Below are 23,445 nucleotides of genomic sequence, written 5' to 3'. Positions count from 1 at the left end.
TTCCTACTTGACTGAGCCCAGCATTCCCTGGACGAATTGGCGTTGCATGAAGAAGAAGACCGCAAGGGTGGGGAGCGTTGCGAGAATGGTGCCGACCATGACCACGCCGTAGTCGGGGTAGTAGGCGGAAGCGAGCGAGGAGATGACGAGCGTGATCGTCTTCGTTTCGTTCGACTGCAGCACGATCAGCGGCCAGAGATAGTTGTTCCAGGCGGTCATGAAGACGATGATGAAGGCGGCGGCATAGGTCGAGCGCATCACCGGCACGTAGATGTAGAGGAAGATCTGCCACTCTTTCAGCCCGTCGACCTTGGCCGCGTCGCGCAACTCCGACGGGAACGCCTTGGTGCACTGGCGGAAGTAGAAGACGATGAAGGCCGAGCCGATCGTCGGCAGTACCACGGCGAAATGCGTGTTGATGAGACCCGCCTTGCCCATCATGATGAAGAGCGGGATCATCAGCGCCGCAAACGGGATCATCATCGTGAGCAGCAAAGCGCTGTAGATCCGATCGCGGTGGCGCGAGCGGAACATTTCGAAGCCGTAGCCGGCGAGTGACGACACGGCGAGGGTGAACACCGTTGCGAGAATGGCGATCTTGGCGGAATTCCAGAAGACCAGCGGCGCATTCACTTGGGTGAAGAAGGCGCTGACATTGGTGGCAAGCGCGCTGCCCGGCAGTATTTTGCCCTTGATGATGTCGATCGACGAATTGGTGGCGCCGAGCAGCATCCAGATGAAGGGAAAGACCGAGAGAAAGGCCATCAGCCCGACGAAGCCGTAGGTGAGGATGGCGCTGGCTTTACGCGTGAACCCGTTGTTCATCGGTCGCGCTCCCGTGCTGCGAAGAACTGAAGGCAGGCGAGCAAAGCGACGAGCACGACGATCACGTAAGAGACCGTGGCCGCGTAGCCGAAATTTGGCATGAAGCGGAAGGTCAGGTTGTAGATGTAGAGCGACAGCGTCAGCGTGGCGTTTGACGGTCCGCCCTTGCCCTCCGTCAGGTTGTAAACTTCGTCGAAGAGCTGGATCGTGCCGATCGTCGATATGACTGTCGTGAACAGGATGACGGGCTTCAGGAGCGGGATGGTGATGTGGGTGAAGCGGGCCCAGGCAGGCACCCCGTCGATACGCGCAACCTCGTAGATCGACTTGTCGATGTTCTGCATCGCCGCGAGGTAGAAGATCATATTGTAGCCGGTCCAGCGCCAGGTAATCGCGAGGATGACGAGCACCTTCGCCCAGAAAGGATGCGTCAGCCACGGGATCGGTGAGGCGATGATGCCAATCGCCTCAAGCGTCGAGTTGACGATGCCGTCGAGCGCGAACATGCCCTTGAACAGCACCGAATAGGCAACCAGCGAGGTGACGCATGGCAGGAAGATGGCGGTGCGGAAGAAGCCGCGGCCGACGAGCTTGGGATTGTTGAGCAATGACGCCAGGATCAGCGCCAAGAGGATCATGATCGGCACCTGCACGACGAAGTACGTCATCGTGTTGGTGAGCGCCTTGATGAAGACCGGGTCGTTCCAGAGGCGGACGATATTCGCAAAACCGGCGAATTTCAGCATCATGCCGCGACCGGACTGGAACGACATCCACAGCGACCAGAGGATCGGGTAGACCATGAAGAGGGCGATCAGCCCGAGCGCCGGCGCGACGAAGAGCCAGCCATTGACGTTGTAATATCGGCCGATGCCGCCGCGGCGCGCGAGAGCCATCATCATCCTCATGGGTAGCAGGAGCCGTTGGCCGTGGCCTTTGTTGCCACGGCCAGGTGCAGTCAGTCGCGGGAGCGATTACTGGATCTGACCACTGATCTCGGCGTCGATCGCCTTCAGCACATCGTCAACAGGCATTCCCTGCGACAGAGCCGGCAGTTGTGCAGTGACGGCGGTGTCCGCCTCGTTGGTGAAGACGCCGTAGTTGACCGAGGGAACCTTCGCGAGCCAGTCGGAGAAGTTCTGCCAGACCTTCTCGTCGCCGAAGAAGGGGTCGGCCGCGCCATAGGCGGCGCCACTACGGGCGGCGAGCAGCGAGCCGACGGCACCGCGGTCCTGAAGGATCGTCTGGTAGAAATCGACGTCCTTGGCGTAGATCTCGTTCAGGAAATCGATCGCTTCGGCCTTCTCGGCCGAGCTTTCGAGCACGTACCAGCTTGATCCGCCGAGGTTCGACGCATGCGTCGCGCCGTCGATTGAAAGTGCCGGGATCGGCGCCACGCCCCACTTGCCCGACTGGTCCGGCTGCGCCTTGACGGTGCCGGTGATCCAGACGCCGGTGATGACGGTTGCGACGTCACCGGACGTAAATGTTCCGACCCAGTCGGCCCAGCCGGCGGCGGGTTTGTAGATGTTGGAAGACATGATCTTGCCGACCGTCTCAAGCGATGCCTTGAGCGCCGCGTTGCCGGTGATGTTCGCCTTGCCGTCCTTGTCGAAATACCATTGCCCGGCCGATTGCATGATGATGCGCACGAGCCCGGCATCCGTCGGGTCGAAACCCATCATCTTTTTGCCGGTCTTGGCCTCGACCTGTTGGCCGATCTCGATGAAGCGATCCCAGGTGAGGTTCTGCATGTCCTCGGGCTTGAAGCCGGCCTGCTCCAGATAATCCTTGCGATAATAGAGACCGGTGACGCCGGAATCGAACGGCATGCCGTAGACCTGTCCATCCAGCGTCATCAGCCCAACCTTGTAGGGCGCGAAGCCGGAATAGTCGACGGTGCCGGAAAGCGGCGCGAAGGCGCCAGGGAAGGACTGCAGATACTTCTGCGCGCCGTAGTCCTCGATCAATACGATATCCGGCAGCGCGTCCGCCGTGCCGGACGAAAGACCGGTCTGCAGCTTCTGCTCGACGTCGGCCTTGGCGAAGTCGACGATGTTGAAGGTGACATCAGGATGCGACTTGGAATAGCGCGCGCCGGCTTCCTTCATGATCGCGACGTTGAAGTTCGGATCCCAGCACCAGATGGTGATTTCCTTGGCCTCTGCGGCGGTGACCGCCAAGAAGCTAGCGCTAGCAAGCGCGATCGCGGCAAAGCGCGGCAGATAGGTACGCATGTCCATTGGTTCCTCCCTCGAACTCGTTCCCCGAGACACTCCTCCTGGTCTCGGCGCGGAGTATTTCGCAAAATTCTGAAGAAGGCAATATTTCAGTAAATTTTTACCACCGAAGTTTTATCGGTCCGACTAAGCGGCTGGATCGGCCGCGACGGTACTTCCGCGCCAGACGATCTCGGTCCCAAGGATCACTTTCTTGGCGACGTCGCGCCCCGTCAGGCGTTCGACCAGAAGGTCGACCGCGGTCTCGCCGATCACTTCGGCGGGGATCTTCACCGTCGAAAGCGGCGGCCCGAGAAACTGGGCGACGGGGATGTCGTTGAAGCTGGCGACGGCGACGTCGTCAGGGATCCGAAGGCCCATCTCGTGAATGGCGCGGTAGGCGCCGATCGCCATGTTGTCGTTGCAGGTGACGAGGATTTCTGGCGGATTGGGTTTCGACAGCATCGCCTTTGCCAGCGTGTAACCGCTGTCCGGCGTCAGCTTCTCGACCATGCAGAGGTCCGGATCGTAAAGGCTGGCCTTGGTCATCCAGTGGATGAAGGCGCGGCAGCGGCGCTCCGAATGAATGTCGTCCTTGTCGCGGAACGCGTCGATCCAGCCGAGGAAGCCGATGCGGCGGTAACCCATGCCGTAAACGCCGTTAAGCAGGCGGTTCATGGCTACGGAGACGTCGCTCATCACGCTGTCATCGACATCGTCGTCGGGAGCAAAGTCGGCGAAGACCAGGTGGCGGCTGTGCCGGCGCAGCCAGTGGACCTCTTCGCCGTAATGGTGGCCGACGGCGACGACGCCGTTTGCGCCCTGCAGGATCGCCGCCTCCGGCAGATTGCCATTGTGGAAGACTTTGACCACCTCGATCTTCAGCGCCTGACAACGGTTTTCGATCCCGAGCCGCACGCCGACATAATAGGGGTCGATCAGCTCCTGGGCGGGCTGCAGGAAGTGCACCAAGGCGAACTTCAGGCCCTGCATCGGCCCCGCGCCGCGGCCGCGGTTGCGTGGTGTCGCGTAGTTCAGTGCCTCGGCCGTTTCGATGATCGCCTGCCGCTTCTTGGTGGAGATCGAAAGCGTCGGATCGTAGTTCAGTACCCGTGACACCGTTGCCGACGAGACCCCGACGGCCGAGGCGATTTCCTTGATTGTGACCATGTCCAACGTCCTGCCTGCCGCCAACGTCCCGATTTGGGCGCGGCGCAATCTTTATTTAGTAAAATTTTGCCTTGGATTTTTCAATCACTGGACGTGCATTTCGTTCGCCGACGCCAGCTGGGAGGAGGGCGCTTAAGATCCGGGCAAGGATCGGCCCTTGGCCAGGGCTTCCGCCTGAAGCTCTTCGGACAGGAACTCCCAGAGAGCCGCGACCGGCCGGGACGACAGGCCCTGCTCGTCGGCCGCGAAAAGACCGAGCTCGATCTCCGGAGCCGGCGGCAGGCCATCGTCGTCGCCAAGGGTCTTCATCGTGTTGGGACGGATGTTGAGGTCCAGCAGAACGGCAATGCCGAGGCCGGCTTCGATCATTGACTGGATCGAGGCGAGGCTGGCGCTCGTCAGCACTGTCCGCCATGGCCGCCTGCCGCTGTTCAGCACATCGATCATCTTCTGGCGCCAGGTGCAAACCCCATCGAAGGTGACGAGCGGCAGAGGACCTTCCTGAGGCATGACGAAACCGCGCGCCGCGACCCATCGGAGCGGCAACCGCCAGGTGAGGACCGGCCGGCCGCGGAAGAGCGCCGGGTCGCCGATTGCGACATCGAGCTCGCCCGTTGACAGCTTCTCCGACAGCACGGTGCTTTCGGTAACGGTGAGTTCCAGGGCTACGCTCGGATGGCATTCGGCAAAACGTTGCAGCGCCTTTGGCAGTGACCCGACCGCAATGTCCTCGATCATGCCGAAGCGGATCGGGCCACAGACTGCCTTTCCGGCAAGCGCACGTCGTGCGCCCACGCTCAGGCCCAGCATTTTCTGGGCATAGGGAAGCAACACATGCCCGGCGTCGGTCAGGTCCATGCCCCTCGTGCTGCGGTTCAACAGCCTGGTGCCGAGATCATCCTCGAGACGGCGCAATTGCATGCTCACGGCGGCCTGGGTCCTTGCCAGCCGCTGGGCAGCGCCGCTGACGGTGCCGCATTCGGCGGTCACGACAAAGGCGCGCAACAGACCGATGTCCAGATCATGCATATAACGGTCTCTTATGCTGACATCACAATTATTAGCATTCCTTATTGTGCCGCGATTGCTATGTCTGTTCAAGTCAAAGGGAGAACGGACATGGCGGAGACGGAAACGACGGCGGATAACGCTTGGAGCGGGCCGGCAGCGGCGGACGGCGCGACCGGTCGTGTGTCTCTCGCCATCGCTTTTTGCCTGCTCTCCATGACAAGCGTGCAGTTTGGCGCGGCGCTCTCGAAGCCGGCGATGCAGGATCTAGGCGCCTTCGGCGCCACCTGGTTACGGCTCTGCTGGGCGGCCGCGTTCCTGCTGCTTTTGGTTCGGCCACCGTTCCTCAGCTACACGCGGTCGCAATGGCTTACGGCCATCACGCTGGGCGCCACAATGGCGATGATGACGCTCTGCTTTTTCGCAGCGATCGAGCGCATTCCCCTCGGGCTTGCCGTGGCCATCGAGTTTCTTGGGCCCCTGACCGTCGCCGCGATCCTGGGTGGACGCGGCTGGCGGCTGCTTTTCCCGGCGATCGCTGCAGCCGGCGTGCTGTGCCTTTCCTGGGATGGCACCGCCTGGGTGGCAGACACTCGCGGGCTGCTTTTCGCTTTCGGCGCGGCCATCGGCTGGGGCGGCTACATCGTGCTGATGAAACATGCCGGCCAACGTTTCAAGGGACTGGAGGGGCTCGCCGTCTCGCTGCTCTTTGCCGCGGTCGTCGCCACGCCATTCGGCTTCCATCAGGTGCAGTCCGGCTTCTCCACCCACATGCTGCTGGTAACGGCAGGGCTCGCCGTTCTTGTGCCATTGCTGCCTTACGCGCTTGAATTCATGGCGCTACGGCGCCTGCAGTCCTCGACCTTCGGCATCCTGATGAGCCTGGAGCCGGCGATGGGCGCCGGCGCCGGCCTTGTTATTCTCGGGCAGGTGTTGTCCCTCAACCAGATCTTCGGCGTCGTCCTCGTGATGATCGCCAGCGCTGCCGGTACGCTGTTGGCGCGGCGGTAGACGACACGACGCCGCAGCTGAAGCCTCCCAAGTCTCAGAGCCCAAATCCCAGCGTCCAGGGCCCGCGGTGTTGCCGCCGGCGCAGCCCTGCCGTGAGCGCCCGGCTTCCCTCGCAGTCGGATTGAACGGCCCAAAGTCAAAACTTCTCGTTTACAAAAGTAATATTATATGATTTTTTCTCGATGGCTGCGCGGAGGCAGCTTTCTTTGGGAGGAAATCATGGAAATCGCCAAGGCACTTGCGAGTGCAACGATCCTTGCTGCCTGCACGTTCGGCAGCGCTTCGGCCGCGGAACTCGTTGTCGGCTTCTCGCAGATCGGCTCGGAGTCGGGCTGGCGCGCGGCCGAGACGACGCTGACCAAGCAGCAGGCCGAACAGCGCGGCATCGACCTCAAATTTGCTGATGCGCAGCAGAAGCAGGAAAACCAGATCAAGGCTGTCCGCTCGTTCATTGCGCAGGGCGTCAACGCCATTCTTCTGGCTCCAGTCGTTGCGACCGGTTGGGACGAGGTGCTGCAGGAAGCCAAGGACGCGGAAATCCCGGTCGTCCTGCTCGACCGCACAGTCGATTCGTCGAAGGATCTCTACCTGACGGCGGTGACATCCGACCTCGTGCACGAGGGCAGTGTTGCCGGCAAATGGCTCGTCGATACCACGGCGGGCAAGCCCTGCAACGTCGTCGAGCTTCAGGGCACGACCGGTTCCTCGCCGGCGATCGACCGCAAGAAGGGTTTCGAACAGGCCCTTTCCGGCCACGACAACCTGAAGATCGTTCGCAGCCAGACCGGCGATTTCACCCGCACCAAGGGTAAGGAAGTCATGGAGAGCTTCCTGAAAGCGGAGGACGGCGGCAAGAACATCTGCGCGCTCTACGCCCACAACGACGATATGGCGGTCGGCGCCATCCAGGCGATCAAGGAAGCCGGCCTGAAACCCGGCAAGGATATCCTCGTCGTCTCGATCGACGCGGTTCCGGATATCTTCCAGGCGATGGCCGCCGGCGAAGCCAATGCCACGGTGGAGCTTACCCCGAACATGGCCGGTCCCGCCTTCGACGCGCTCGCCGCGTTCCAGAAGGACGGCACGGCGCCGCCGAAGTGGATCCAGACGGAATCGAAGCTCTACACCCAGGCTGACGAACCGCTGAAGGTCTACGAGGAGAAGAAGGGTCTCGGCTACTGAGCGTTTGCTGCCTGCGTCGCGGCGCGCAGGCAGCGGAACCGCCGCGCTATGCGGCGGTTCGTCTCCGGCCGGAGGCAAGCCACTCGCGCTTAACGCGAGACAAGCTTGTGCTTCGGCCGGCTGATCACGATGGTTGGAGCGGATGCCGGCGCAAGACCGCACGGCCCTTTCTCATCGCTCTTCCGATGGCAGCATGGCGGGAACGGCATCAAATGCAAACCAGCGACCACATTCTCCAGGCAATTCGGATCGAGAAGGAATTTCCCGGAACGAAGGCCCTCGACAAGGTCGATTTTCACCTGCGGCGCGGCGAGGTACACGCCCTGCTCGGTGAAAACGGCGCCGGCAAATCGACACTGATCAAATGCCTGACCGGTGCCTATCACCGCGATGGCGGCACCATCCTGCTTGACGGCGAGGAGGTTGATCCTCGCGATACCTTCGACGCGCAGAAGCTTGGCATCGGCACGGTCTATCAGGAGGTCAATCTCTTGCCGAACCTGACGGTCGCCGAGAACCTCTTTCTCGGGCGCCAGCCGCGCCGTTTCGGCATGGTCGACGCACGCGCCATGAACCGTCAAGCCCGCGATCTGCTGGCGGACTATGAGCTCGACCTCGATGTCACGCGCGATCTTGCAAGCTATTCGGTGGCGATCCAGCAGGTTGTCGCGATTGCGCGCGCTGTCGATCTCTCCGGCAAGGTGCTCATCCTCGACGAGCCGACGGCAAGCCTGGATGCCCACGAGGTGGCAATGCTCTTTCGCATCGTGCGGAGGCTCAGGGCGCGCGGGCTCGGCATCGTCTTCGTCACCCATTTCCTTGAGCAGGTCTATGAGATTTCCGACCGGATCACCGTCCTCAGAAACGGGCAGCTCGTCGGCACCCGCGAGACCACAGACCTGGAGCGCCGCGAGCTGATTGCGATGATGATCGGCCGCGAGCTCGCGGCCGAGATCCACGCCCCTAGACCGGAGGCCGTACAGGGACCGATGCGCTATCGCTTCCGCAACTACGGTAGCAAGGGCCACATCAGTCCCTTTGATCTCGATGTTCGGGCGGGTGAGGTTGTCGGCATGGCCGGCCTGCTCGGCTCCGGGCGAACGGAAACCGCCGAGCTCCTGTTCGGCGCCTGTCGGGCCGACAGTGGTCAGGCAGAAATCGACGGTCGCCCGGTCGAGTTGCCATCGCCACGTGCCGCCATTCGCCACCGCTTCGGCTTCTGCCCGGAAGATCGCAAGATCGCCGGCATCGTCGGTGACCTCTCGGTGCGGGAAAACATCGTGCTTGCCCTGCAGGCGCGCCGCGGATGGACGCGACCGATCTCGCGGGCAGAACAGAACCGGTTGGTGGATCACTACATTCGCGCGCTCGATATCCGCACCGCCGACCGGGAGAAGCCGATCAGGCTTCTGTCCGGCGGCAACCAGCAGAAGGTGATCCTCGCCCGCTGGCTTGCGACCGAGCCGGAGTTGCTGATCCTCGATGAGCCGACGCGCGGCATCGACGTCGGCGCGCATGCGGAGATCGTCAAGCTCATCGAGGCGCTGCGCGAGAAAGGCATGTCCCTGGTCGTCATTTCGTCGGAGATCGAGGAGCTGGTTGCCTACAGCACACGGGTTATCGTCCTTCGTGATCGCGCCCATGTCGCCGAACTGGACGGACATCGGATCACCGCGCATCAGATCGTCGAAGCGATCGCTGCAACCAACGACAGGAGGGCGTCGTGATTTCGGACGTCAGGCTCTATCTGAACCGGTTGCTGCCGCAACTGATTGCGCTTTGCGTCATCGTCGCGGCCGTGTCGCTGGTGTTTCCCGGCTTCCTCAGCCTGGAGATCCAGAACGGTCGCCTTTACGGCAGCCTTGTCGATATCCTCAATCGCGGCGCTCCGGTCGTGCTTCTGGCGATCGGCATGACCGTCGTCATCGCCACCAAGGGCATCGACCTTTCCGTCGGCGCGGTCATGGCGATCTGCGGCGCCACGGCCGCGGCCTCCATCACGTCGGGGCATTCGTTGGCGGCAACCCTGCTGATCACGCTCTGCGTCGGTGTTCTTTGCGGCATCTGGAACGGGCTGCTGGTGGCGGTGCTCGATATTCAGCCGATCATCGCCACGTTGGTGCTGATGGTGGCGGGCCGCGGCATCGCCCAGCTCATCACCGAAGGTGCGATCCTGACTTTCAACGATCCGGGCTTGATCTTCGTCGGCAGTGGTTCCTTCGCCGGTCTGCCGATGCCGGTGGTGATCTGGCTGGTGTTCGGGGCGCTGGTTGCCGCACTCGTCAGGCGCACGGCGCTCGGCATGCTGATAGAGGCGATCGGCATCAACCGTAGGGCAAGCACGCTTTCCGGCGTCCTTACTCCGGTGCTTCTCGTGGCGGCCTACGTGCTTTCCGGCGTCTGCGCCGCCATCGCCGGCATTATTGCGGCCGCCGATATCCGCGGCGCGGATGCCAACAATGCCGGGCTCTGGCTGGAGCTCGACGCGATCCTCGCCGTCGTGGTCGGCGGGACGTCGTTGCTCGGTGGCCGCTTCAGTATTGCCGCATCGGTGCTCGGCGCCATCATCATCCAGGCGATCAACACCGGCATTCTTCTCTCGGGCTTCCCGCCTGAGTTCAATCTGATCATCAAGGCAGGGATCATCGTCTTCATTCTGGTGCTGCAAGCGCCGCGGTTCCGCACGGCTTTTGCCTTCCTGGTACCGGCGCGCGGCGCCCGCAAACCGACAGAACGAGCAGCGAAATGAAGCAGAAACATCTTCCGCTCACCGCGACGATCCTGATCTTCCTCGTGGGTTACGCGCTCTGCGTTGCACAATATCCGAACATGCTGTCGACGCGGGTGATTGGCAATCTGCTGACCGACAACGCCTTCCTGGGAATTGCGGCGGTCGGGATGACCTTCGTCATCCTCTCGGGCGGCATCGATCTCTCGATCGGTTCGGTCATCGCCTTTACCGGCGTGTTTCTGGCGGTCGTGCTGGAGCACAGCAGCCTGCACCCGCTTGTCGCCTTCGTGATGGTCCTCGCCATCGCGACCCTCTTCGGAGCCTTGATGGGGGCGATCATCCATTATCTGGAAATGCCGGCCTTCATCGTGACGCTTGCCGGCATGTTTCTCGCGCGCGGCATGGCCTTCGTGCTGTCGATCGACAGCATTCCGATCAAGCATCCCTTCTACGCGACCTTGAAAGGGCTCTATTTCAAGCTGCCCGGTGGCGGGCGCATCACGCTCATCGGCGGGCTGATGCTGCTCGTCTTTGCGATCGGTATCCTCATTGCCCACCGGACCCGTTTCGGCATCAATGTCTACGCGCTCGGCGGCGGGACGGCGACGGCAAGGCTGATGGGCGTTCCGGTGGCGGCAACCACGATCCGGATCTATGCGCTGTCGGGCCTGCTTGCCGGATTGTCCGGCATCGTTTTTTCGCTTTACACATCGGCCGGCTATTCGCTTGCCGCCGTCGGCGTCGAACTGGACGCGATCACCGCGGTGGTCATCGGCGGGACGCTCCTGACAGGTGGCTCCGGCTTCGTTGCCGGCACTTTGGTGGGCATCCTCATCCAGGGCCTGATCCAGACCTACATCACCTTCGACGGATCGCTGTCGAGCTGGTGGACGAAGATCCTGATCGGGCTTCTGCTCTTTGCTTTCATCCTTTTGCAGAAGGGCATCATCTACGCGTCCCGTCATCGCCAGCAGCGAGCGTGACGGGGCCTTGAGGATCGTGCGATGTGGCCCTCCCTCCAGACGCCGCGCAAAAGGACGAGCCACCGGCTCGTCGTCGAAGAGCTTGGTCAGGCGGTGATCGGAGGGGAATTCGCCGTTGGAGACATTCTGCCCGGCGATACGGAGCTTGCGGCTCGATTCAATGTCTCCCGCACCGTGCTCCGAGAGGCGATGAAGACGCTCGCGGCCAAGGGGCTCGTCGTCGCCCGTGCCCGCATCGGCACGCGCGTCATGTCGCGGGCAAACTGGAACCTGTTCGACGGCGACGTGCTTACCTGGCATTTCCGGGCCGGCGTCGACGAGCAGTTTCTTCGCCATGTCAGCGAAGTCCGTCTCGCGCTCGAACCCTATGCGGCCGGACTGGCGGCGCGGCGTGCCACGGACGCCGATATTTCCCACATGATGCGACTGGCCGTCGCCATGGGCGATGCCGGCCATAGCGCGCAGACGCTGGCGCGTGCGGATCTCGAATTCCATCTCCGTCTGCTCGAGGCTTCGCTCAACCCGTTCATGCAGACCGTTGGTAGCCTGATCGAGGCGGCGCTGATAGGTGTTTTCCAGTTGACCAACGCGGCGGCTGATGGCGCCGAGATCGACCGCGTCGCCGTCGCGCATATCCGCATTGTCGAGGAGATCCGGCTTCGCAACGAGGAAGGCGCACGAATTGCCATGGAGCACGTGATCCGCGTCGGGCAGCAGCAGTTGATTGCAAACTTGAAGGGAAGTGGCTGATCCGCCGACAAGGGCTTCGGCGCCTCGCCGCAAGGTCGCGTGCATGCGGTGCCGCTTGGCTTCACCGGGCATGTGCGCGTAGGCTGCCGCAGGTGGCGACCGATGCTGGGTCGCAGGCGGAGCGAGCGGAGAAGGCAGGATGACGGAACAGGATGTTCTGATCGTCGGCGCTGGGCCGACGGGGCTGGTGCTTGCCCTCTGGCTGACCGTCCAGGGGGTGAAGGTCCGGATCATCGACAAGAACAGCGCTCCTGGTCCGACGTCGCGGGCGATGGTGGTGCACGCCCGCACACTCGAACTCTATCGCCAGCTCGATCTGGCAGCAGCGGTCGTCGCGGCCGGACACCGCAACCCATCGGTCAATCTCTGGGCGAAGGGCAGGGCGAAGGCGCGGATATCCTTCAGCCCGACCGGTGCGAAGCTGACCCCTTACCCCTTTGTCCTGGTCTATCCGCAGGATCATCACGAGCGCCTGCTGGCGGAGCGCCTGGAAGCGATCGGCGTCACCGTCGAGTGGCAGACCGAGCTTGTCGACTTCGAGGACGTGGGTGGTGAGGTCCGTGCGCGCCATCGGTTGCCTGACGGCAGCGAGCGGATTTCTACGGCGCGGTACCTCGCCGGTTGCGATGGCGCGCGCTCGCCGGTCCGGCACAAGCTCGCGGTTGGGTTTAAGGGCGGCACCTATCACCAGACTTTCTACGTCGCCGACGTCGAGGCGAGCGGGCCTGCCGCCAATGGCGAAGTGCATATCTCGCTCGAAAGCAGCGACTTCGTTGCCCTTCTCGCCCATGGGAAAGGTCGGGGACGCCTGATTGGTCTGGTCCGTGGCGAGCGCGAAGACGTGGACAGGCTCAGTTTCGAAGATGTCAGCCACCGCGCCATCGAGGGCCTCAAGCTCACGATCGACAAGGTCAACTGGTTCTCGACCTATCGCGTCCATCATCGCGTCGCCGAGCACTTTCGGCAGGGGCGCGTTTTCCTGCTGGGTGACGCTGCGCATGTGCACAGCCCTGTCGGCGGCCAGGGCATGAACACCGGCATCGGCGATGCGATCAATCTTGCCTGGAAACTCACGGCGGTCTTGAGGGGCCGAGCACCTGACACGCTGCTCGATAGCTATGAAGACGAGCGCATCGGCTTTGCGCGACAGCTTGTGGAGACGACCGACAGACTGTTCACCTTCGTGACCGCCGAAGGCCGTTTCGCGGATTTCCTGCGGGTTGAGATCGCTCCCTTTCTGGCGAGTTTCGCCTACCGCATCGGCGGCATCCGGGAGTTCCTGTTCCGCATACTCTCGCAAACCCAGCTGAACTATCGCGGCGGACCTTTGAGCCGTGGTGCGGCTGGCAGGGTGGAGGGTGGAGACCGGCTACCCTGGGTCCTGGCGAATGGTCTCGACAACCACGCGCCGCTTGCCGCCATCAGCTGGCAGGTTCACGTCTATGGAGCGGCTTCCGGCGAATTGAGACAATGGTGCGCGGCGCGCCATGTGCCGCTCCATGTATTCCCCTCGACCGATCAGCACGCGGCGGCCGGCTTGGCCGTGGACGCGGCCTATCTCCTGCGGCCGGATACCTACGTCGCGGTGGCTGCGGCGGAGCAGGCGCCTGAGGCTTTCGAAGCCTATCTGGCGGAAGCGGGGATCACGCCGTCCTGATGCGCGCCCTCGCCGCGGGAAATTCCGCCGCTCGTTTGTGCGGTGCAGGGTTTGGCTGACACGGGAGCGCCCCCAGACAGAATCGTCGAAACAAAAATGGGGCCAGCGTGGCCCCATTTACTTGATCGGAGGGTCGTGCCGCCGAACTTAGCCATGGCCCGTCGGCGTCTGGACCTTACCCTCAGTAGTGCCAGCCTCGGTCGCTGCATCATGCCCCTCGACCGGATGCCTGGAGATGCCGACGAGCTTGTGGCCGCGCTCGCGCAGCCACTGGAAGGCGACATAGAGCGCCGGAATGACGAAGATGCCGACAAGCGCCGCGGCGAGCATGCCGCCGGCAACGCCGGTGCCGACCGCACGGCGGCTGAGCTCGCCGGCGCCCTTGGCGATCACCAGCGGCACCAGGCCGACGATGAAGGCGAAGCTCGTCATCATGACAGCGCGGAAGCGGGCGCGCGCACCCTCGATCGCCGCTTCGACGATCGGGGCTCCGGCCTCGCGGTGCGCCTTGGCGAACTCGACGATCAGGATCGCGTTCTTCGAGGCGAGTGCGATCAAGACGACGAGGCCGATCTGGGCATAGATGTCGAAGGAAAGCCCCGCGACGAGCACCGAGAGCAGCGCGCCGGAGACGCCGAAGGCGACCGAGAGCAACACCGGAACCGGGATCGTCCAGCTTTCGTAGAGCGCTACAAGGAAGAGGTAGGCAAAGAGCACGGCCATGGCCAGGATTGCCGTCGTCTTGCCGGCCGCTTCCAGTTCCTGCAGCGCCGTACCCGTCCATTCGTAGCTGTAGCCGGGTGGCAAGGTGGATGCCGACAGCGCCTCCATCGCGGCAAGCGCTTCGCCCGACGAATGCCCGGCGGACGGCTGGCCGTTGAGCGTGATCGAGCGATAGTTGTTGTAGCGCACGATCGATTGCGGACCGACGATGTAATCCACCTTGGCGACCGAGGCGACCGGCACCATGTCGCCACTCGAATTGCGCACGTGCAGACGCTGGATGTCGTCGACAGCGTTTCGGTCAACCTGGGCTGCCTGCATCGTCACTTTCCAGGTACGGCCGAAGAGGTTGAAGTCGTTGACGTAGTAGCTGCCGAGCGTGCCCTGCAACGTGGTGAAAAGGTCGCTGACCGAGACGCCAAGCGATTGCAGGCGGTCGCGGTCGATGTCGAGGTAAAGCTGCGGCGAGCTTGCCGAATAGGTGGTGAAGGTCGGCCCGAGCGCCGGGTTCTGGTTGGCGGCGATGATCAGACCACCGGCGGTTGCCGAGAGGTCGGCGACCGAACGGCCCTGCAGGTCGAGCAATTGGTACTCGAAACCCGAACCGGTGCCGAGGCCCATGATCGGCGGCAGGTTGAAGGCGAAGATCTGCGCGCCGCGGATCGCCTGGCCCTTGACCATGGTCGTGCGGATCGCCGCTTCGACCCCGGCCGCGTCACTCAGGCGCTCCGCGAAGGGTTTCATGGTGACGATCGCAAAGGCCGAGTTGGATTTGGAGAGGCCATCGAGGAAGGAATAGCCGGTGACGGTGATCACATTGGCAACGCCTTCGATGCCGCCCAGCATCGTCTCAACTTGCTTCACCACCTCATCGGTGCGGTTGTAGGACGCGCCTTCGGGCAGGCGGATTTCGGTGAAGAAGGCGCCCTGGTCTTCCGCCGGCAGGAAGCCGGTCGGAACGACGCGGAAGAGGAAACCGGTGGCGACGAAGGCAACCGCCAGCAATACAAGCCCGATGATCGCGCGCCGGGCAATGTGGCCGGCGACAAAGGCATAGCCATCGCGTCCCTTGTCGATGGTGCGCGAGATAAAGCCGAGAATGCCGCGTTTCGGTCCGTGGTGCGGCTTCAAAAGCACGGCGCAGAGCGCCGGGCTGAGTGTCAGCGCGTTGATTGCCGAGATCACCATCGACACCGAGACGGCGACTGCGAACTGCTGGAACAGCTGGCCGCTCAAGCCCGGGATGAAGGCGACCGGCACGAAGACCGAGAGCAGCACCAGCGTGATTGCGACGATGGCTCCAGTGATTTCACCCATGGCGCGCCGCGCCGCTTCCGCCGCCGAAAGGCCAGGGTTTTCCTCCATCACGCGCTCGACGTTTTCGACGACCACGATGGCGTCGTCGACGACGATGCCGATCGCCAGCACGAGTGCGAGCAGCGACACGGTGTTGAGCGAGAAGCCCATGGCGAGCAGCACGGCAAAAGTACCGATCAGTGCGACCGGAACGGCGACAAGCGGGATCAGCGTTGCCCGCCAGTTCCCCAGGAACAGGAAGACGATGAGGATAACGAGCACGAAGGCTTCGAACAGCGTTTCTTCGACGTTGTCGACGCTGGCCTCGACGAACTGCGCCGTGTCGTAGGAGACCGAATAGGTCAGGCCCGGCGGGAAGGATTTCGACAGCCGCTCCATCGCCTCCTGCACGCCTCTGGCTGCGGCAAGCGCGTTGGCGCCCGGCGCCTGGTAGGTGCCGATCATGGCGACAGGCTTGCCATTGATACGGGCGTTCGAGTCGGAGCTGGCAGCGCCGAGCTCAACCCGCGCGACGTCGCGGATGCGGACATAGGAGCCGTCGGGCCGCGCGCGCAGCACCACATCCTCGAATTGCTTGGGATCGGTGAGGCGCCCTTGCGTCTGAAGGTTGAGCTGGAACAGTGGGTCGTCGGTCATTGGCTGGGCGCCGATGCGGCCGATGGCGGCCTGGACGTTCTGGGCCTTCAGCGCGTTGATCACGTCGGTCGGTGTCAGGTCGAGGCTGGTCATCCGGTCGATGTCGAGGACGACGCGCATGGAGTAGTCCTGCGCGCCGAAAAGCTGGGCGTCGCCGACGCCGGGCACGCGCTTGACCGTGTCGAGCACGTTGATCGTGGCGTAGTTGGACAAAAACAGGGAATCGAAGTTCTGCTTCTCGTCCGCGGCAAAGATGGTGATCACCTGCATCAGCGCAGAGGACTTCTTGCGCACGCTGACGCCGCTCTGCTTGACCTCGGACGGCAGGCCGGCTTCGGCGAGCGACACACGGTTCTGCACGTTGACGGTGGCGATGTCAGGGTCGGTGCCGACGGCGAAGGTGACGGTGAGCGTATAGGAACCGTCGGCGCCGCTGGTCGATTTCATGTAGAGCATGTCGTCGACGCCGACGACCTTGCTTTCGATCGGCTGGGCGACCGTGGTTTCCACCACGTCGGCGCCGGCGCCGGGATAGCTTGCCGTGACGCTCACTTGCGGCGGCACGATGTCGGGGAACTGGGCGATCGGCAGGCGGGTGAGCGCGAGCAGGCCCGCCAGCGTCAGCACGATGGAAATGACCGTGGCGAAGCGCGGGCGATCGATGAAGATCTTTGAAATCATGGCTTAGCCACCCGCTGCCGTGGCTGCATCGACAGTGATGCCCGGTCGGACCTTGCCGGCCCCCTCGGTGATGACGTTCTCGCCTTCTTTCAGGCCCTTGCCGATGACAGCCTGGCCCCGCGTGTTGCGCGTGACATCGACGCGGCGAAGCTCCACCTTGGAACTGGCGTCGACCACAAGCACGAAGGCGCCCTGCTGGTCGCGCTGGATCGCCTGCTGCGGCACTGCCAGCACATCCTGCTTGTCAGATTGCTCAAGCATCACCCGCACGAGCGCCCCGTCGAGCAGGACGCTGTCCGGATTGGGAAACTCGGCGCGCACGGTGACCGTGTCGGTGCCTTGCGAGACGTTGCTGGCGATGAAGTTGATCGTGCCCTTCTGCTTGTATTCCGTGCCGTTCGGCAGGCTCAGCCCGACATTGGCGCCGCCGCTGATTTCGCCCTTCACCACCCGCTCGCGGTAGGTGAGATAGAGCGCGGTCGCCACCGGGAACTGGACATAGATGGGATCGAGCCGGGTAAGCGTTACCAGCGAGCCGCTGTCCGGGCCGACGAGCGCGCCGACATCGGCAGCCGTCAGGCCGATGATGCCGTCGAAGGGCGCCACGATCTTCGTGTAGGAGAGGTTGAGGTCGGCGTTGTCCTTGCTGCCCTTGAGCCGTATCAGATCGCCTTCGGCTTTCCTGACTTCGGCATGGGCTTCGTCGACCTTGGCCTGGGAAATTGTCTTGGTCGTCAGAAGCTGTTCTGCGCGGTCGCGCTCGAGGATGGCAAGTTCCTTGGCCGCTTCGGCGGCTTCGATCTGACCTTCGATCTCCTGGACCGCGGCGCGATAGGCGCCGTCTTCGACCCGGTAAAGTTCCGTCCCTGTCGAAACCTTCTGTCCCTCGGTGAAATTGACAGCCTCGAGGAAGCCCGACACACGGGCGCGGATATCGACCTTCTGGATGGCGGTCACCTTGCCCGTCAGATCCACGCTTTCGCGCAGATCCATGACCGTGGCAGGCGCCACGACGACGGCTGGCGCTTGCTGGGCAAACGCGCTTTGTGTCGCGAGGCTAATTGCGAAAAGAAGTGATGATGAAAATGAAGCGGCGAGCATTCTCGTACGAGGCATGCCACGTTCCCCCTGAACGAAACAGCTTGAGATGATTTCAGCGCACCTGGGCAGGCGGCCTATTGCGATGAAATCAGAACACGTTCTCCACGCCAAGTCACGCAATCATTGGTTGATAAGAGGCTGCGCTCGTAAAAGAGGTTGATCGGTAGCCAGCGCGTGTTCCGAGACAGAACTTGTCACAAAAGCAATGGTTTGTGCGCCCTGTGTCGCCCAACGCGCAGGAGGCGCAAGAGCGAGGTTCTCGGCGGTTCGGTTGCGCGAATCGACTGGCCGCGATCGTTTAACGTGTGGCGGCATGCTCCGGACAAGATGCTCGATGTTGCAACCCCTGGTGACGCAATTGGCGCAGATGCCTAAAAAAACAGGTCCCGGTAGGTGCCGGGACCTGTCGTCTGTGTCGGTGCGCTGCGGCCTCAGACGAGATCGAAACGGTCGGCGTTCATCACCTTGTTCCAGGCGGCCACGAAATCGCGAACGAACTTCTTCCTGGAATCCGCCTGGCCATAAACTTCGGCGATGGCGCGAAGCTGCGAGTTCGAGCCGAAAACGAGGTCGACGCGCGTCGCCGTCGCCTTGACATCGCCGGTCCTGCGGTCGCTTCCTTCAAACACGTCCTTCGCGTCGGAGGTTGCCTTCCACGCCGTACCCATGTCGAGCAGGTTGACGAAAAAGTCATTGCTCAGCGTTTCGGGACGATCGGTGAAGATCCCGTGCTTTGTCGCGCCGTAGTTGGCGCCGAGGACGCGCAGGCCGCCGACGAGAACGGTCATTTCCGGTGCCGTCAGCGTCAGCAACTGCGCCTTGTCGATCAGCAGCTCTTCCGGCGAAACGGCATATTGCGTCTTCTGGTAGTTGCGGAAGCCGTCTGCGATCGGTTCAAGAACGGCAAAGGACTCGACATCGGTCTGTTCCTGCGAGGCGTCGGTGCGGCCCGGCGTGAAGGGAACCTCCACGTCATGGCCGGCCGCCTTGGCCGCCTTTTCAACCGCCGCCGCGCCACCCAGCACGATCAGGTCTGCGAGCGATACTTTCTTGCCGCCGGACTGAGCATCGTTGAAGGCGCGCTGGATGCCCTCGAGGGTTTCGATCACCTTGGCCAGCTGGGCCGGCTGGTTGACTTCCCAGTCCTTTTGCGGGGCAAGGCGGATGCGGGCACCATTGGCACCGCCGCGCTTGTCCGAACCGCGGAAGGTCGAGGCTGACCCCCAGGCCGTCGAGACGAGCTCGGAGACCGAAAGACCCGAGGCAAGGATCTTCGCCTTGAGGCCGGCGATGTCCGCAGCGTCGATCAGCGGGTGGTCGACAGCCGGAACCGGATCCTGCCAGATCAGGTCTTCCGTCGGCACTTCCGGGCCGAGGTAGCGGGCGCGCGGGCCCATGTCGCGATGGGTCAGCTTGTACCAGGCGCGGGCAAAGGCGTCGGCAAAGGCGTCCGGGTTCTCGTAGAAGTGTCTTGCGATCTTCTCGTAGGCCGGATCAACGCGCAGCGCGAGGTCGGTGGTCAGCATCGACGGGGCATGACGCTTGGACTTGTCATGGGCATCCGGCACGGTGCCGGCGCCCATGCCATGTTTCGGCGTCCACTGGTGCGCGCCGGCCGGGCTCTTCGTCAGCTCCCATTCGTAGCCGAACAGGTTCCAGAAGAAGTTGTTGCTCCACTTGGTCGGCGTCGTCGTCCAGGTGACTTCCAGGCCGCTGGTGATGGCGTCGCCACCACGGCCGCTGCCGTAGGTGCTCGCCCAGCCAAGGCCCTGCTCCTCGATACCGGCACCTTCCGGCTCGCGGCCGACATTGGCCGCATCGCCGGCGCCATGGGTCTTGCCGAAGGTATGGCCGCCGGCGATCAGCGCAACGGTCTCCTCGTCGTTCATTGCCATGCGGGCGAAGGTCTCGCGAATGTCGCGTGCGGCTGCGATCGGATCCGGATTGCCGTTCGGGCCTTCCGGGTTCACGTAGATCAGGCCCATTTGCACCGCGGCCAGCGGGTTCTCGAGGTCGCGGTCGCCGGAATAGCGCTTGTCGTCGAGCCAGGTCTTCTCAGCACCCCAGTAGATGTCCTCCTCCGGTTCCCAGACATCAGGACGGCCGCCGGCGAAACCGAAGGTCTTGAAGCCCATCGATTCGAGCGCGACGTTGCCGGTGAGGATCATCAGATCGGCCCAGGAGATGCTGTTGCCGTATTTCTGCTTGATCGGCCACAGCAGTCGGCGCGCCTTGTCGAGGTTGGCATTATCAGGCCAGCTGTTGAGCGGCGCGAAGCGCTGCTGCCCGGCGCCGGCGCCGCCACGGCCGTCACCGGTGCGGTAAGTACCGGCGCTGTGCCAGGCCATGCGGATGAACAGCGGGCCATAGTGGCCGAAGTCTGCCGGCCACCAGTCCTGCGAATCAGTCATCAGCGCCGTGAGGTCGTTCTTCAGCGCCTGCAGGTCGAGCTTTCCAAATTCCTCGGCATAGTTGAACGTCTCACCCATGGGATCAGACAGCGAAGAATTCTGATGCAGGATCTTCAGGTTAAGCTGGTTCGGCCACCAATCCCGGTTCGACGTGCCGGCGGATTGAGCGCTCGTCTGCGCTCCATGCATGACGGGACATTTGCCCGTTTTGTCGGCTTTCGCGTCCATTTTGATCTCCCTTTGCGATGATGCGAATTGTGCGGTTAGAGGAAAAGCAGGCCCTGCAGGCCGGCGTTCTGCCTGGCCCGGATCGCGGCGCTTGTTTTGCCGTCGGTGGTTGTCGTTCCGCGATGCGGTCTCGCCACTGGCTGCGTCTCCCTCGTTGGTCCGCGGACTCTATCAAAGTGGTTTGATTAATTTAAGTTGGATTTCCTGATGGTCGCGATAAGTCAATCCTATTGCTAATGTTCTCCGCCGTCGGGCGATGTGGTATCGCTCGCAGCTCTATGTGCATTCTTGATGACATGGCGCCCTGTCGGAGGTTGCAGCCCATGGAAGATACCGGTGCACAGCACTCCCGCCAAACTTGCGCATGAACGCGCTAAAGTTTAGTCACACGCGCAAAGACTCGCTTCCATTTTTCACGTGGTGAAAGGACAAACATCGTGGCGCAGGCAGAAACGAGAACCGGCGGTGGCCGTCGCAAGGCGCTTTGGGCGGCCGTGGCCGTAGTCGCAATAGCGGCGACGGGTGTCGTCGGCGGCAAGTTCATGCTCGAAAAGGCGGTCGGCACCTTCATCGCCGAGCGCGGCGGCAAGGCAGGCTCCGTCGAGGCCGATTTCCTCGGTCGCATCCATCTTCGCGACGTGACGCTGCCCTTCGCCGACGGCGTCAGTGCGCGCATCGCGGCAATCGACGGGCGCCCCAAGATTTTCTCCCTGAGCGGCAAGCTCGAGGTGAAGGGGCTCGATCTCGATCTGAAGGCCGTCAAGCTTTCCATGCCGCAGGCGACGCTTGAAGAGCCGGACTTCTTTGCCGCCGGTCATGCGGCAAGCGGCGACAAGGCGGACCTGCTGAAACGCATCGAACGCTTTGCCGCAAAGCGGGTTTCCGCGCCCGAGGTTGCCGTCACGCAAAACGTCGCCGGGTCGGAACAGAAGACCGTCTACAAGGACGTCGCGCTCGAGGATATCGCTGGCGGTCGCGTTGCCCGCTATTCGGCAAGCGGTGCCACTTTCGCCTTTGCCATGGATGTTCCCGATGGCGAAGGTGCCACCAGGCGGGAAAAGCTTGATGGCACGATGGGTGCCGTGACCGGGGAGAACTTCGACGCGGCCTACATGGCGCGCATCTACACGGAAAAGGCGGGCCCCGAAGACAAGGAGCCGAAGCTGCTCTATGGTCCGCTCTCGGTGAAAAATCTCGCATTTTCCGACAGCAAGTCGCGCTTTGGCTACGACGAGGTGCGCAGCAGCGGCCTTAGCGTCCGCATGCCGGCCGAACCGCTTCTCGACACACTGAAGCAGTTGGAATCGGTCACCGACATCGAGGCGCTGCCGCCGGCCGAGCGCCAGGTGTTCTTCAAGCGCGTGCTTTCGCTCGTCGACATGCTGGCCAAGGGCGACATGGAACTGATCGGCCTCAAGATGGAAGTGCCGGAGCAGGGCAGCGACGAGGGCAAGATGGTGAAGCTCGCCGTCGACAAGATGGCGTTTGAGCTCGACGGCCGCAGCTTTGACGGCACCATGAACGGCGTTTCGGCAGGCGAGGGCGCCGACTATTTCAAGGTTGCCGAAGCAAGCATCAAGGGCTTCTCCTGGGCTCCGACCATGGAGGCGCTGACGAAGCTCGCGGGCCTGAAGGAGGAAGAGTTCGAAAGCTTCCCCTACACCACGCTGATGCCCGAATTCGGCACGATCCGGATGGCGGGGCTGGACGTGGACATGCCCGGCACCGATCCGGCAAGCGTGACCGACAGCGCAATCGGCGCAGATGACCAGAGCGCGACCGAAAGCGAAGCCGATCCGTCGGTCGGCGTCGAACCTGCGCCGGAGGAGCCGACCGATGGCGATGCTGCGAGCGAGACGGAGATCCCCGGCGATGCCGCGGAAGATCCGATGGCCGAAGCACCGGCGGAACAGGCTGCGGTGCCTTCCGTTCCGGAACGCGTTCGCTTCACGCTCGACACTTACGAATTGGCGCTGACCAAGCCGCGCAACGGCATCCCGACCGATGTTCGCGTCAGCTACCGCGATCTCAGTGTGCCTATCCCTGCGGACACGCAGGAAGAGAGCTTCAAGACGCTGCGCAAGATCGGTCTCGACAAGCTGGTTTTCTCTTCCAATGTCGAGCTTTCCTGGGACGAGTCGAACGAGAACCTCGTCATCAAGGACATTTCGCTTGATGGTAAGGACATGGGTAGCTTCGCCTTCTCGGGCCTGATGGGGGGCGTCTCGAAGGACTTCTTCTCCGGTGATCTGAACGCCGCGCAGATGGGGCTTTTCGGCCTGACCGCGCGGGAGGCGAAAGTCACGCTGGAAGACAAGGGGATCCTCGCCAAGGGCATCAAGCTCTACGCCGAGGACAACCACATGACCGAGGATAGCGTTCGCGGCCTGCTCGTGCTGATGACGAGTGCCGGCGTGCAGCATCTCGCCGCGACCCAGCCGAAGCTGCAGGAAGCAGCAACCGCGCTGACACAGTTCATCAGCAAGCCCGGCACCTTCACTTTGACGGTCAAGGCCAAGGAACCCGCAGGTGTCGGCGCGCTCGAACTGATCGGGGCTGCCGAAAACCCGGCGCTTCTCCTCGACAAGGTCGACCTTGAAGCGACCGCACAGTAAAAAATGAGGCGGGCCCGTCGGTAGGCGTGGCCCGCCACTATCGATATCCGAGAGCAGTGGCGGCTGCATCTCCAGGCTTTTTGAAACAATGCAGCGCCAAGCGGCGCTTCACCGTCCAGGTGTGCTGGCAGGCTGCCGCTCAAAACAGAGACATTTGCGGCCAAATGTGAGCAATCGATACAAGAAATTGTCGGTCG

At 62.8% G+C, this 23,445-nt stretch carries 16 protein-coding genes; 8 read left to right on the top strand and 8 right to left on the bottom strand.

Annotation, left to right across the window (positions count from 1 at the left end; genetic code table 11):
* Positions 1-3: 3 nt before the first annotated feature.
* From BBX50_RS16760 to BBX50_RS16740, 5 genes are all read right to left on the bottom strand, one after another.
* The gene (locus BBX50_RS16760) at positions 4-825 is read right to left on the bottom strand and encodes a carbohydrate ABC transporter permease (RefSeq protein ID WP_065776462.1); all 822 of its coding nucleotides are present in this window, start codon (positions 823-825) and stop codon (positions 4-6) included.
* The gene (locus BBX50_RS16755) at positions 822-1,721 is read right to left on the bottom strand and encodes a sugar ABC transporter permease (RefSeq protein ID WP_065776461.1); all 900 of its coding nucleotides are present in this window, start codon (positions 1,719-1,721) and stop codon (positions 822-824) included. The genes BBX50_RS16760 and BBX50_RS16755 overlap by 4 nt, the downstream gene beginning before the upstream one ends.
* Before the next feature lie 78 nt (positions 1,722-1,799).
* Complete coding sequence (locus BBX50_RS16750; protein ID WP_065776460.1) at positions 1,800-3,068, bottom strand: extracellular solute-binding protein; 1,269 nt, start codon at positions 3,066-3,068, stop codon at positions 1,800-1,802.
* A gap of 123 nt (positions 3,069-3,191) precedes the next feature.
* Entirely contained in the window at positions 3,192-4,214 is a 1,023-nt protein-coding gene (locus tag BBX50_RS16745; protein WP_065776459.1) for a LacI family DNA-binding transcriptional regulator, read from the bottom strand.
* Between the two features lie 132 nt (positions 4,215-4,346).
* Positions 4,347-5,243, bottom strand: a complete 897-nt coding sequence (locus BBX50_RS16740) for a LysR family transcriptional regulator (RefSeq protein ID WP_065776458.1) — start codon at positions 5,241-5,243, stop codon at positions 4,347-4,349.
* Between the two features lie 90 nt (positions 5,244-5,333).
* Between BBX50_RS16740 and BBX50_RS16735 the strand changes: the two genes are divergently transcribed.
* The 7 genes from BBX50_RS16735 (at position 5,334) to BBX50_RS16705 (ending at position 13,536) form a co-directional block, all read left to right on the top strand.
* A complete protein-coding gene (locus BBX50_RS16735; protein ID WP_065776457.1) occupies positions 5,334-6,233 on the top strand; it encodes an EamA family transporter in 900 nt (299 codons plus the stop codon).
* A gap of 219 nt (positions 6,234-6,452) precedes the next feature.
* Entirely contained in the window at positions 6,453-7,415 is a 963-nt protein-coding gene (gene ytfQ, locus BBX50_RS16730) for a galactofuranose ABC transporter, galactofuranose-binding protein YtfQ (protein ID WP_065776456.1), read from the top strand.
* Positions 7,416-7,627: 212 nt separating this feature from the next.
* Positions 7,628-9,142 carry a galactofuranose ABC transporter, ATP-binding protein YtfR gene (gene ytfR, locus BBX50_RS16725; RefSeq protein ID WP_065776455.1) on the top strand — a complete coding sequence of 505 codons (1,515 nt, stop codon included), beginning with the start codon at positions 7,628-7,630 and terminating at the stop codon, positions 9,140-9,142.
* Positions 9,139-10,164: an ABC transporter permease gene (locus tag BBX50_RS16720; RefSeq protein WP_065776454.1), complete on the top strand. Its 1,026-nt coding sequence runs from the start codon at positions 9,139-9,141 to the stop codon at positions 10,162-10,164. The genes ytfR and BBX50_RS16720 overlap by 4 nt, the downstream gene beginning before the upstream one ends.
* Positions 10,161-11,129 carry a galactofuranose ABC transporter, permease protein YjfF gene (gene yjfF / locus BBX50_RS16715; RefSeq protein WP_065776453.1) on the top strand — a complete coding sequence of 323 codons (969 nt, stop codon included), beginning with the start codon at positions 10,161-10,163 and terminating at the stop codon, positions 11,127-11,129. Before BBX50_RS16720 ends, yjfF begins: the two co-directional genes overlap by 4 nt.
* A 21-nt stretch (positions 11,130-11,150) precedes the next feature.
* On the top strand, positions 11,151-11,879 hold the full coding sequence (locus BBX50_RS16710; RefSeq protein ID WP_065776452.1) for a FadR/GntR family transcriptional regulator: 729 nt from the start codon (positions 11,151-11,153) through the stop codon (positions 11,877-11,879).
* A gap of 139 nt (positions 11,880-12,018) precedes the next feature.
* A complete protein-coding gene (locus BBX50_RS16705) occupies positions 12,019-13,536 on the top strand; it encodes an FAD-dependent monooxygenase (RefSeq protein ID WP_065776451.1) in 1,518 nt (505 codons plus the stop codon).
* A gap of 147 nt (positions 13,537-13,683) precedes the next feature.
* On the opposite strand, the gene BBX50_RS16700 is transcribed toward BBX50_RS16705, so the two are convergent.
* From BBX50_RS16700 to katG, 3 genes are all read right to left on the bottom strand, one after another.
* Positions 13,684-16,893, bottom strand: a complete 3,210-nt coding sequence (locus BBX50_RS16700; protein WP_065776450.1) for a multidrug efflux RND transporter permease subunit — start codon at positions 16,891-16,893, stop codon at positions 13,684-13,686.
* A gap of 3 nt (positions 16,894-16,896) precedes the next feature.
* Positions 16,897-18,009 carry an efflux RND transporter periplasmic adaptor subunit gene (locus BBX50_RS16695; RefSeq protein WP_065776449.1) on the bottom strand — a complete coding sequence of 371 codons (1,113 nt, stop codon included), beginning with the start codon at positions 18,007-18,009 and terminating at the stop codon, positions 16,897-16,899.
* Between the two features lie 416 nt (positions 18,010-18,425).
* Complete coding sequence (gene katG / locus BBX50_RS16690) at positions 18,426-20,633, bottom strand: catalase/peroxidase HPI (RefSeq protein WP_065776448.1); 2,208 nt, start codon at positions 20,631-20,633, stop codon at positions 18,426-18,428.
* 437 nt (positions 20,634-21,070) lie between these two features.
* Between katG and BBX50_RS16685 the strand changes: the two genes are divergently transcribed.
* Complete coding sequence (locus BBX50_RS16685; RefSeq protein WP_065776447.1) at positions 21,071-23,248, top strand: hypothetical protein; 2,178 nt, start codon at positions 21,071-21,073, stop codon at positions 23,246-23,248.
* Positions 23,249-23,445 lie beyond the last annotated feature (197 nt).

Origin of the sequence: Ensifer sp. LC11 (assembly GCF_001695835.1) — a bacterium.
GTDB lineage: Bacteria > Pseudomonadota > Alphaproteobacteria > Rhizobiales > Rhizobiaceae > Ensifer.
The sequence above is the reverse complement of the archived record's forward strand: the minus strand, read 5'-3'. Positions and strand labels throughout refer to the sequence as shown.

Coding starts and splice junctions, on each gene's coding strand:
- katG (WP_065776448.1), bottom strand. CDS start 20,633: ATGGACGCGAAAGCCGACAAAACGGGCAAATGTCCCGTCATGCATGGA.
- BBX50_RS16745 (WP_065776459.1), bottom strand. CDS start 4,214: ATGGTCACAATCAAGGAAATCGCCTCGGCCGTCGGGGTCTCGTCGGCA.
- BBX50_RS16760 (WP_065776462.1), bottom strand. CDS start 825: ATGAACAACGGGTTCACGCGTAAAGCCAGCGCCATCCTCACCTACGGC.
- BBX50_RS16695 (WP_065776449.1), bottom strand. CDS start 18,009: ATGCCTCGTACGAGAATGCTCGCCGCTTCATTTTCATCATCACTTCTT.
- BBX50_RS16750 (WP_065776460.1), bottom strand. CDS start 3,068: ATGGACATGCGTACCTATCTGCCGCGCTTTGCCGCGATCGCGCTTGCT.
- ytfR (WP_065776455.1), top strand. CDS start 7,628: ATGCAAACCAGCGACCACATTCTCCAGGCAATTCGGATCGAGAAGGAA.
- BBX50_RS16755 (WP_065776461.1), bottom strand. CDS start 1,721: ATGGCTCTCGCGCGCCGCGGCGGCATCGGCCGATATTACAACGTCAAT.
- BBX50_RS16710 (WP_065776452.1), top strand. CDS start 11,151: ATGTGGCCCTCCCTCCAGACGCCGCGCAAAAGGACGAGCCACCGGCTC.
- yjfF (WP_065776453.1), top strand. CDS start 10,161: ATGAAGCAGAAACATCTTCCGCTCACCGCGACGATCCTGATCTTCCTC.
- BBX50_RS16735 (WP_065776457.1), top strand. CDS start 5,334: ATGGCGGAGACGGAAACGACGGCGGATAACGCTTGGAGCGGGCCGGCA.
- BBX50_RS16705 (WP_065776451.1), top strand. CDS start 12,019: ATGACGGAACAGGATGTTCTGATCGTCGGCGCTGGGCCGACGGGGCTG.
- BBX50_RS16740 (WP_065776458.1), bottom strand. CDS start 5,243: ATGCATGATCTGGACATCGGTCTGTTGCGCGCCTTTGTCGTGACCGCC.
- ytfQ (WP_065776456.1), top strand. CDS start 6,453: ATGGAAATCGCCAAGGCACTTGCGAGTGCAACGATCCTTGCTGCCTGC.
- BBX50_RS16700 (WP_065776450.1), bottom strand. CDS start 16,893: ATGATTTCAAAGATCTTCATCGATCGCCCGCGCTTCGCCACGGTCATT.